9 protein-coding genes and 1 tRNA gene are annotated in these 10,255 nt (G+C 43.2%); 1 reads left to right on the forward strand and 9 read right to left on the reverse strand.

Going from position 1 to position 10,255, the window contains the following annotated elements:
• Positions 1–147 precede the first annotated feature (147 nt).
• The 6 genes from HMPREF3090_RS03330 to clpP form a co-directional block, all read right to left on the reverse strand.
• Positions 148–1,230, reverse strand: coding sequence for a Gfo/Idh/MocA family protein (locus tag HMPREF3090_RS03330; protein ID WP_198434454.1), 1,083 nt, complete (start codon positions 1,228–1,230; stop codon positions 148–150).
• A gap of 43 nt (positions 1,231–1,273) precedes the next feature.
• On the reverse strand, positions 1,274–2,137 hold the full coding sequence (locus tag HMPREF3090_RS03335; protein WP_070485929.1) for a sugar phosphate isomerase/epimerase family protein: 864 nt from the start codon (positions 2,135–2,137) through the stop codon (positions 1,274–1,276).
• Positions 2,138–3,139, reverse strand: a complete 1,002-nt coding sequence (locus HMPREF3090_RS03340; protein WP_067976410.1) for a Gfo/Idh/MocA family protein — start codon at positions 3,137–3,139, stop codon at positions 2,138–2,140.
• Between the two features lie 15 nt (positions 3,140–3,154).
• Positions 3,155–4,324 (reverse strand): Gfo/Idh/MocA family protein, encoded by a 1,170-nt coding sequence (locus HMPREF3090_RS03345; RefSeq protein ID WP_067976411.1) that lies wholly within the window; start codon positions 4,322–4,324, stop codon positions 3,155–3,157.
• Between the two features lie 43 nt (positions 4,325–4,367).
• A complete protein-coding gene (locus HMPREF3090_RS03350) occupies positions 4,368–5,204 on the reverse strand; it encodes a helix-turn-helix transcriptional regulator (RefSeq protein WP_067976412.1) in 837 nt (278 codons plus the stop codon).
• Between the two features lie 220 nt (positions 5,205–5,424).
• Entirely contained in the window at positions 5,425–6,021 is a 597-nt protein-coding gene (gene clpP / locus HMPREF3090_RS03355; protein ID WP_067976413.1) for an ATP-dependent Clp endopeptidase proteolytic subunit ClpP, read from the reverse strand.
• A 134-nt stretch (positions 6,022–6,155) separates the two neighbouring features.
• Here clpP and HMPREF3090_RS03360 point away from each other — a divergent pair.
• A tRNA-Arg gene (locus HMPREF3090_RS03360) sits at positions 6,156–6,227 on the forward strand.
• 276 nt (positions 6,228–6,503) lie between these two features.
• Here the strand turns inward: HMPREF3090_RS03360 and HMPREF3090_RS03365 are convergent.
• Genes HMPREF3090_RS03365 through HMPREF3090_RS03375 form a run of 3 tightly spaced genes read right to left on the reverse strand, consistent with a single transcriptional unit; the run spans position 6,504 to position 10,255 of the window.
• Positions 6,504–7,766, reverse strand: coding sequence for a peptidoglycan amidohydrolase family protein (locus tag HMPREF3090_RS03365; RefSeq protein ID WP_067976416.1), 1,263 nt, complete (start codon positions 7,764–7,766; stop codon positions 6,504–6,506).
• Between the two features lie 8 nt (positions 7,767–7,774).
• Positions 7,775–8,197 (reverse strand): phage holin family protein, encoded by a 423-nt coding sequence (locus HMPREF3090_RS03370; protein ID WP_070485931.1) that lies wholly within the window; start codon positions 8,195–8,197, stop codon positions 7,775–7,777.
• Between the two features lie 18 nt (positions 8,198–8,215).
• The gene (locus HMPREF3090_RS03375; protein ID WP_070485933.1) at positions 8,216–10,255 is read right to left on the reverse strand and encodes a hypothetical protein; all 2,040 of its coding nucleotides are present in this window, start codon (positions 10,253–10,255) and stop codon (positions 8,216–8,218) included.

A 10,255-nucleotide genomic window follows, 5' to 3' on the forward strand; every position in this document is an offset into this window, starting at 1 on the left:
CACCGTTAGTATAGCAAGCTTCCGTCCAAAGTGCAAGTTATCAGCTTAAAAACTTTGGCAAAAATTTGTGAAAAGTATGTAAATCCACCCCAAATATGGGGCAAAAAAATAAAATAGCTTGGACATAATTAGTCCAAGCTATCGAATTTATATTTTGCTTTGGATGACTTGGGCCTTTTCCTGGGCAAGCAAGCAAAGCTCTTGGGCCTTAAAGATGTGCTCTTGAGTCATGGCTTCTTCAGTTCCGTTTAGGCAGTCTAGAATCATTTGGCCAAAGAAGGGGAAACCAATCTCGCCGGTCACTTGGCGGTGTTCAACGCCCTCTTCTGTCACTAGGTACACATGGTCCAGGCTGTCTTCGCGTCCGACGTCTAAGTACTTGCGCAGTTCAATGGTGCCCTTGGTCCCGGTGATAAAGGTCCGGCCGTCACCCCAAGTCGGTAAGCTGTCTGGTGTGAACCAGTCCACCTTGAAGAAGAAGGTCGCGCCGTTATCCCCGACTAGGGTCGCGTCGCCATAGTCTTCTAATTCAGGCACATCTGGATTGTCGTAGTTAGCCACTTTAGAAGCGATCACTTCCGCATCCTCATTACCCGTATAATAGAGGAATTGCTCAATTTGGTGGGAGCCAATATCGGCTAAGATACCGCCATATTCTTCTTTATTGAAGAACCAGTCCGGACGTTTTTCCTTGTCCAAGCGGTGGGGGCCAAAGCCCGTTACTTGGATGACCTTGCCGATCCGTCCTTCTTCAATCAATTGACCCGCTAGGACAGCGGCTTCGACGTGCAAGCGTTCAGAGAAGTAGACGAAGTAGCGGCGCCCTGTTTCCTTCTGTACGCGGCGAGTTTCTGCCAATTGGTCTAGGCTCGTAAAGCCTGTCTTATCGGTGAAGTAATCCTTACCAGCCTTCATGACACGGTTACCCAAGGCACTTCTCAGATTAGGCACAGCTGCTGCAGCTACCATCTTGATCTCTGGATCTTCGAGAATTTGTTCTAAAGAATCAGCCACTTCCACATCTGGGAAGGTCTCCCGGTATTCAGCGACCTTCTCAGGGTCCGGATCGTAAACGTATTTAATCGTAGCCCCGGCTTCAATTAAGCCATTAGTCATCCCATTGATATGACCGTGGTCGAGAGCCGTCACTCCAACCTGGAATTCGCCAGCTTCTACTACATGGTTAACCTTTCCTTTTGGTGCATAATTCATCCCATCATTTGCGCCCAAAGTTATTCCTCCTTCATCATTCTTTCATTGCGTCTCTTAGATTTTAGAACAAGTCTTTGAAGCCTAAGTCATAAAGAGCATCCCGTGAATCGGCTAAGCAGTCGAAAGGATCGCGACCATAAAGCATATCTTGTTCAACTAAGAGGTAAGAAATGTTTAATTCTACCGCCTTGTCGATAATCGCCTTGTAGTCCATGGAGCCTTGGCCAATTTCCGCAAATTCAACAATATTCGTGAAGTAACCATAGAAGGTTTCTACATCTTCAGCTTCGAGGGCTTCAAAAGCTTCGTCCGGAATCTCACCAATCCGGTAGTCTTTAATATGGACAAGGTCGGTCCGGTCCGCATATTGTTCCAAAATTGAAATTGGGCTGGCTCCACCCCGTTGCACCCAGTGCAAGTCGAATTCGAAGTCGAGATCTGGGCACTCTTCGGCAATGATATCCAAGAGGAACTTGCCTTCATAGCGGCGGAATTCCACATGGTGGTTGTGGTAGAAGAGACGGATGCCTTCTTCTTTTAACTGCTTAGCATACTTATTCGCTTCCCGGCAGAATTCCAAGGCAGTTTCCTTGTTCTTCATATTCTTAAAGGGCAGCATACCGATCCGGAGCAAGTCCACATCTAAGGTCTTGCAGTCCTTAACAATTTTGTCGAATTTAGTATCCAAGGCATCGTTTCCGCCTGGTACCCCTTCATCGATCACGTTACAAGATAAGGAAGCAATTTCCATCCCGAAGTCTTCCTTAGCTCGTTTGATTTCTTGGACATTCTCTTCTGTCATCGGGATTTGAGAAATTTCAACCGCTGAATAGCCGAGTTCTGAAACTTTTTTCAGGGTTTCATAGGCTCCTAATTCCTCAAACTTGTCCTTTAACATCATTGCTTGAACGCCAATTTTACTCATTTAAATATCCCCCTTATAGATGGTTTGCTTGGTCTTCGATGATGCTTTCATGGCATCGATCATTTCCATAGTGGTTAAGGCATCGGACAGTTGGCAATAGTTGTCTGTGCCGTCAATAATGGCCTGGTAGAAGTTTTCGATGCAGCGCTGGTGGCTAGGTCCATAGTAGATCTTAGTCCCTGGTAAGCTTTCGTTTTCAGCCAAGCAGTTCATTTGGTCATCGTAGAGCTTGTCGTCTTTAATGGTATAGCGGGTCTTTTGGGTCACAACCTGTAATTCAATGGAATCGTTACCGTAATAGGCATTGGTCGCCGCAAAGAAGCCGTGGCTACCATCGCTTAGTTTATAATTGGCCATTGCCGAATCTTCCACTTCGATATCGTATTCCATTAGATTACCCAGCATGCCTCGGCAAGCTAGCCAGTCCGTATCGGTCACATAATGCATGAGGTCCAGGGTATGGATGGACTGGTTGATAATGGTCCCAGCCCCTGCTTCAGCTTCCCGTCCCCGCCAAGGCTTCATGGTGTAATAGTCTTCCGGCCGGTACCAGGCAACAAGCCCCTTAACCGCAATCACTGGCGAGGTATCTTCCTCTGTCAGAATGCGCTTAAGCTCTTGAACCGTAGCATTCAAGCGATTCTGAAAGCAAATCGCCAGCTTGCTGTCATTGGCCAGGTCTTCCTGGGCAGCTAGAAGTTGGCGGGTCCGCTCGGCGTCAATGGTTACCGGCTTCTCAAGGAAGACATGAACCCCTGCCTTTAAACATTTGAGCGCTGCCTCATCGTGGAGATGGTGGGGCAAGCAGATGTGGACCACATCCAAATCTTCCTGGTCAAGCATCTTATCTAGGTCGGTATAGAAACGGGCCCCTTCCGCTTGAGTTTTCAGGCTTTCATCGAGGTCACAGACAGCTGTTAACTCAGCTGCCTGGGCATTCTCGATCGCTCTCAAGTGGACCACGGACACTGTTCCTAATCCGACAACTCCAACCTTAAGCATGTCTAGCTTCCTTTCTTATTGGCGTTGTTCGAATTTGCCTTCTTTAGCGATATGTTCGTTCAACATGCCAAGGAATTTTTCATCATCGAAGTTCTTAATGGACACTTCTTCGCCTGTCCAGCCTGACATTTGGATGGCATTCGCCAGACGCACGCCATTAATCCCTTCAGCCCCTGGTGCAATTAAATCCTTACCGTGTAAGATATGTTGGGCGAAGTTTTCCATAACGCCTGAGTGTTGGGCACCCCAGACATTGTCTTCTTCAATGGTATCAACGGCTTCGAAGAGGTCGCCGAAGACATCTTCCCCAGCCATCATGCTCTTCACCTTAGCGGCATCGAATTCCTTGTTAATTTCTTGTTCAGTTTCCTTCAAGCGGTAAACCGTTGCTTTTTGAGAATCATCCACAACGATCTTACCCTTGTCGAAGTAGAGTTCTAAGCGGTCTGAACCCGCAATTTCATTGGTAGAAGTCACAAAGACCCCTGTTGCCCCATTGGCATAGCGGAGCATGGCATGGACTTGGTCTTCTACGACAATTTCACGTTGGTAACCTTCTTGAACCATGGCGTAAACCGATTCAGGAACACCTGCAATCCATTGAATCAAGTCTAATTGGTGAGGGGCTTGGTTCACTAAGACGCCGCCGCCTTCACCACCCCAAGTTGCCCGCCAGTCGCTTTGGTTATAGTAAGCTTGTGGCCGCCACCAAGTTGTAATGATCCAGTTTGACCGGCGGAGATCGCCCAAGTCACCAGAATCTACAATGGCTTTAATCTTTTGGTAGAGTGGGTTGTTGCGTTGGTTGAACATGATCGCATAAGTGGCATCTGCCTTCTCAGCGTATTCATTTAATTCCTTCACTTGCTTGGTGTAAACCCCAGCAGGTTTCTCGTTCAATACGTGAACGCCCTTGCTCAAGGCATAAATAGCCATTTCAGGGTGGAGGTAGTGAGGCACTGTGGTCACAATTGCTTCCACCTTGCCAGAATCGATTAACTCTTTATAGTCAGAATAAGTTTCTACTTGTGGGTAGAGTTCCTTAGCTAACTTGGTACGTTCCTCATCAATATCACAAACAGCGACTAAATCAATGCTAGGCACCATGCCCTCATCAATAAAGCGTCCGTATGCTGAACCCTGTGTCCCGAAACCAATAATAGCGAATTTTAATTTGTCTGCCATAATAACATCTCCTTCATTTATCTTCTATAATATATTCTTTGACTTAGCGGTTAGCCTTGCGGAATTGGCTGGGTGTCACGCCCACACTCTGCTTAAAATAACGCGAAAAATGGGCATTGCTCTCAAAACCATTCGCCAAGGCAATCTCCTGGATGGATAAATCATCGCTCATCATCAAATGATAGCGAGCCTGTAAGAGGCGGTACTTCATGAGGAAATTGATCACCGTCATCCCGGTCACCTCACGGAACAAGTGAGAGACATAGGACTTACTCAGGTTGACACCGCTTGCAATTTTATCCAAGTCTAACTTCTCTTGGTAGTGCTGGGTCAAATAGTAGGCAATCTCTTGGACCCTTAGCAAGGGCTCTTCCTGGCGGGCGCTCACTTCCACAATCGACTGGTGGTCCATCCGGTCCAAGGTCATCAAGAGGTCTACAATCTGTAGCTTGACCTGCTGCTCATGGAAAGTATAGGAGGAATCCAGCTGGGTGAGTTCTGCCAGAGCTCGCATCTTCTCAGCCACGATTTCCTTGTCCGAAGATTTTGTCATCCGGTAGAGACTCCCCTGACCCTCCTTGAAGAGCTCCAGGAGCTGACTAGCGTCCAGGCTGGCCAAGAGGGGCTGGATCGACTCCCTGGTGAAATGCACCACATGGCGTCGGTAAACCTCCCCTTCATCTTTGACAAAAGCCTTGTGGAGGCGCATGCCATCAATCAGTAAAATATCCCCTGGCTCCAGCTCATAAAACTGGCTGCCAATCTGAAAATAGCAGCAACCAGCAATAAACTGGTAGATCTCCAATTGGCGGTGGGTATGGAATTCTAACCACTCATCGCCGCCTTGCAGGTCATAACCCGCATAAATTTCTTCATCCATTCTGCCACCTGCCTCGTACATCCTTATTATACCCGAGAAAGCGCTTTTAATCATTAGATAAATCTGTTTAAAAGCGCTTATTTTTTGACTGAGAGTGCTATTTGTGATATTTTGAACATGAATATTTGTAAAAAAAGACTGGAAAAACTCCAGTCTATAACTCGTCTCACTTGTTAACTTGTGCAAGAAAATCTTAGCTCGCACAGCTTGACTCAAGCGACTATTTTTGTAATTCTGAATTGGAGGTCATAATATGGTCGATGATCCCATATTCCTTGGCTTCTTCAGCCGACATCCAATTATCACGGTCGGTATCCTTTTCAACCACTTCAATGTCTTGACCAGTTGCTTCGGAAATGATCCGGTTCAAGTTCTTCTTGGTCTTCAAGATATGACGGGCAGTGATTTCAATCTCAGTCGCTTGGCCTTGGACCCCGCCTAAAGGTTGGTGGATTAGAATTTCAGAGTTAGGTAAGGCATAACGCTTGCCCTTTTCTCCAGCCATGGCAATCACTGAACCCATCGAAGCTGCAAGACCTGTCACAATGGTTACCACATCTGCATTCACAAAGTTCATGGTATCATAGATGGCAAGGCCAGCTGTGACAGAACCACCTGGTGAGTTGACATAGATGTAGATATCCTTTTCAGGATCTTGGGCATCCAGGAAGAGCAATTGGGCGATAATTGAGTTCGCCATATTGTCATCTACTCCCCCAGACATCATAATAATACGGTCCTTTAATAAGCGAGAATAAATATCATAAGCACGTTCACCACGCGAAGATTGTTCGATTACTGTAGGAATTAAATTCATAAATTAAAACTACCTCCCTATACATTGTTTAATTCTATCATACACGGTTGGTCAACAATGGTCAAGCAAAAAGTCCTAAAAAAGATTTGCATTTTCCAAGGAAAAATTGTATAATAATCTTGTTGTTAATTTTTGCGCCCATAGTGTAATGGATATCACGTAAGATTCCGGTTCTTGAGATGGGGGTTCGATTCCCTCTGGGCGTATTTTGTGAAATCTAGTGAGGTCTAGTAAAGGCCAGTGTTGATTTATCAGCATTTGTCGCACTTACTAAAGGCTAGTGAAGTCTAATAAATGCTAGTTTTTACTCGAAATTCTATAACATTTCTATAACTTTTTGAACCGTCAGCCAGCATCGTTATAAGGTTTTGAACAAAATTATCTATAACTTTTCAACTTTTCACAAAGTTGGGAAGTTATTTTTTAATATAAAGCACAAAAAAAGAGGAGACCAATACGGCCTCCTCTTTTAATCTTATATACTATTTTTCAGTAATGACGTAAACAATCCCATTCAGAAGAACTTCATTGTCAGCCAGTTCGACCTTACCATCCTGCCCTGGTTGGTGATCAGCCACTTGGATTTCTTTTTGATCACGGGCCTCCACAAGCTTATTAACCTCATTCTGAACCGCAACTGGATCATACCCAGCTAATTGTAATTTAGAAATTCGATCTGCACCATTACCCCATTTAGCATCCAGTACTTCCTTAGCAATCTCAGCAGGTGATTTAAGAGGGACTGGTTTAGCTTCCTGGCGGTATACATACCAGTAGCCTAGGTAGTCATAAGTCCCCATAACATTTGTTTCTGGTTCCTCATATACCCCGCCATTCCAGCCGTCTTTATAAGAACAGTGGATAACCGTTGTGGGACTGGTAAACATCCATACATGGCCTCCTGCGTTTGCGCTGTGACCAATCTGCCCCATGATACAGATATCCCCTTTCTGAGCTGGCCAAGTTGCATTAGTTGCAATCCGCTTGAAGCCGTTCGCTACTAGCCAACCATGCATACTTTCTGTAGAAGCAACCTGCCCTAGGTTACTAGCTCCAGCAGACCGCAGAGCAGCATAGATGGCACCAGAGCAATCAGCAGAGCCGTCTGCGCCAGTGCGGCTACCATACATGCTGTAAGTGGTTCCTTTTGCTTTCAAATCTCTCATGAAAGAAATTGCTTTATCAATATCAATTTTCATAACTGTTTGCTTCCCTTCGTGTAAATAATCTTGATCTAATTTATCTAAGCTATTATTGTTTGCAACGTTAATCGCTTGTCGCCGAGCAGTCATTCCTTGTAGGTATAACTCATAGCGCTGCTGACTGGTGGCCACGTTCATCGTCGCATAATCGTATTGAGCACCACCCACAACGAAAATCCCCTTCACCGCATACTTGAAGTCATTTTCCTGGTACACATTGTAGTAGCCATCAGGGCGAAGCAGATACGTCCAGTCCTCGATGAAATCCGATAGGCTGGCATACTTCATGTAGTGGCCACCCTCTGCAGCAGGCCGGGGACTGCCTTTAGACACAACAACACCAGATGGACGTTGAGCCGTTCCAGTCCATGTCATGCCACCAAGGTTACTATTTAATCGGGCCACCTCAGAGTTACCCCAAAGGCCTTCATAATGTAATTGTGTAATGAGAAAGCTGGGGAGGATTTGATATTCCCTAGCTTTTTTCAAGATAGCATTGAGCGTTTCTTCTTTCAGAACAGCTCCATTATATTTGAGCTCCATTAAATCACCTATTTTCTATTTTTCAAGTCTTCTTTGAAATATTTAGTTACTTTTGCGTCATAATCTGAACGCATTCTATTGAAATATTGGGAAATCCAAGAAGGAATAGGAACTCCAATGGCATCTAAATTTTCAATAAAGCTAACAGCGTAACCTGAGATAAAGAAAAAACCCAAAGCATTAGAAGCAAAATCTAGCCCTAACGCTTTAGCGTATGTTCCAGAAATAGTCATTATAAAGACAACTAAAGTATGCTTTATTAAACCATTTGTACCAACGCTAGAGTCGAGCACTTTTAGCTTGAACGCTTTTCCGTAACCTGAAATAACATCAGCTAAAATCAGCCATAATAGAGATTGAAATAGAAAACTATGGCTTAATTTAATTAAACTCATAAAGAAAATTTCTTTTGTAATATCAATATTAATCATGTTCCTATCACTTTCTTTCTAAAGGTGGAGTAAAGCTGTAAAAGTTAAATACCCGTCACCTTCTTTATTATTATAAGAACCAACAATTCTGCCATTTCCGTAAACGACCGTATCCAATCCTGACATGTGCTTTGTATGGGGGCTTTCCCACAAGAGTTGCCAGCTATATCCGTCCCTAGAAAAAGCTAAATATCCACATCGACCATTTTCGTCATACTCAGGACATGCTGAAAACATGTAAATCTGTTCCGCGCGATTAACAAATTTTTTTGTCGACAGATAGCGTTTGCTACGATCTTGCATGCTCCAAAAACCTTCTGTGAAATCTGAAAGTTCTAATTGAGGGTTAATCACGCGATTTCTATCGATGTTTAGGAAATCTCCGCCACCTCCACTTGTATCAGCTGCTAAGAATAACCCTCGTGGGCCTGATATTAATTGAGTATAATTTCCTGCAAATTTGCGTTGGTTAGCAAACATATTCCAGGTATTCCCCCAATCATCGGAATAATACAAGGAAGCTGCACCGAAATCCCCTGCCCAAATATATAGCCTTCCTGATAGAGGATCATATTCAATGTCATGTAAATGCGTACGGCGATCTTCTAATGGAGGAAATTCTGGGCTAATAATGATACTTTTATCAAAGATTCTCTTAAAAGTTCTTCCCGAGTCCGTGGATAAAAATGCTTCATGACGATTAGATGTCTCCATTCCAGCTTTCTCATATGTCGTAAAAGCAATAACATTTTCATGCCGTGTTGAACCCCAATTGTGATTAAATATTCCTGATACGATGTCAGGTTCTGCTTTAAAAACACCATTTTCATCAGATATAAATACCTCTCCACCGTAACAACAGGCTACAAGATTTCCATAGCCTCCAACAAATAGATGTTCGATAATACGGTTAGCTCCATCCTTAGGTGGTAGAGAAGTTATCTTTTCCCAAGCCTCACCATCTTCGCTTGTATATACATCTAGGCCATATGTCCCATAGAATTTACCGTTACGATATTCATGGATGTAATTTACAGATGTCTTTCTTAGTTTGACATCCGTAAGCATAGCCCTCTTAGGATTTAACTGACTATTTTTTTGAATCTCTAGTAACTGTTCGAGCATTGTCTCTATTTGACCTAGTTTATTACTAGAAACATTGTGAACACTCCCCATCATTTCCACACCAATCTTATTTAGATTGGATGATAAGGACTTCAAGTACAAACTTACATAAGGAGACACAATCTTAATTTTTTTATTCTCAGTATTATAAGATAAACTTTCTTCAGGATTTTTAATTTTATGGGTTTTGGTTAAAACAAAAGTTTCTGCTTCAAAATTATAATTATATTCTCGAATTTCGGCCTTATATCCATAATACAAGTTGGAGAATAATGATAAATCTAATACATTGCACCCGTTCATACTCATTTTAGAAGTTTCAAAACTAGCAGAAGGTGCTAAAGAAATTTTTTCATCTTCTGCAGTAAAATTAGCAATTACGTTAAAATTTGAATTAACTAATAAGCGCCCATTTTTATTCGTCTTTAAGATTTCAGCTTTGTCTCTAGCGGTATTCAATGCCATCATTTCAGTAGAATTAGAGCCTGATTTTAAAGCCGTTACAAAGAACCCCATCCTAGTATCCATAGAGTTAGAAATATTTTTTGCTTTTAACACAATAGCCGAGCTAGATAAACTAATCTCAACTGTATTAGGGCCAGAAAAAACATATCCGCCTGTACTTTTATTAAATATTTTTGTTGTTCTGGCTATAGGAGATGATTCATTAGGATACTGAAGCTCCTCAACCGTCAATTCATAACCTGCTGCGTTAGAAACCGAAACTGAGATTCGAAGTGTATCCATACCGATAGTTTCAAATACTCCCAGAGACAGTGTTTTTCCTTTTGGAACATCCCTATTAGATACAACTTCTGTCATAAGATTTTTATGATTTGATTCAACTCTAAGTTCACCCAAATCATTAACACTTATAGCTTTAGCACTTCCGTCATCTCTACGGCCCGCAATTCTCATCATTTTATCTGCCAT

Origin of the sequence: Aerococcus sp. HMSC23C02 (assembly GCF_001806805.1) — a bacterium.
Taxonomy (GTDB): Bacteria; Bacillota; Bacilli; order Lactobacillales; family Aerococcaceae; genus Aerococcus; species Aerococcus sanguinicola.

Bases quoted from the DNA above. Each gene is read 5' to 3' on its own strand.
- HMPREF3090_RS03335 (WP_070485929.1), bottom strand. From the start codon at position 2,137: ATGAGTAAAATTGGCGTTCAAGCAATGATGTTAAAGGACAAGTTTGAG.
- HMPREF3090_RS03340 (WP_067976410.1), bottom strand. From the start codon at position 3,139: ATGCTTAAGGTTGGAGTTGTCGGATTAGGAACAGTGTCCGTGGTCCAC.
- HMPREF3090_RS03345 (WP_067976411.1), bottom strand. From the start codon at position 4,324: ATGGCAGACAAATTAAAATTCGCTATTATTGGTTTCGGGACACAGGGT.
- HMPREF3090_RS03350 (WP_067976412.1), bottom strand. From the start codon at position 5,204: ATGGATGAAGAAATTTATGCGGGTTATGACCTGCAAGGCGGCGATGAG.
- clpP (WP_067976413.1), bottom strand. From the start codon at position 6,021: ATGAATTTAATTCCTACAGTAATCGAACAATCTTCGCGTGGTGAACGT.
- HMPREF3090_RS03365 (WP_067976416.1), bottom strand. From the start codon at position 7,766: ATGGAGCTCAAATATAATGGAGCTGTTCTGAAAGAAGAAACGCTCAAT.
- HMPREF3090_RS03370 (WP_070485931.1), bottom strand. From the start codon at position 8,197: ATGATTAATATTGATATTACAAAAGAAATTTTCTTTATGAGTTTAATT.
- HMPREF3090_RS03375 (WP_070485933.1), bottom strand. From the start codon at position 10,255: ATGGCAGATAAAATGATGAGAATTGCGGGCCGTAGAGATGACGGAAGT.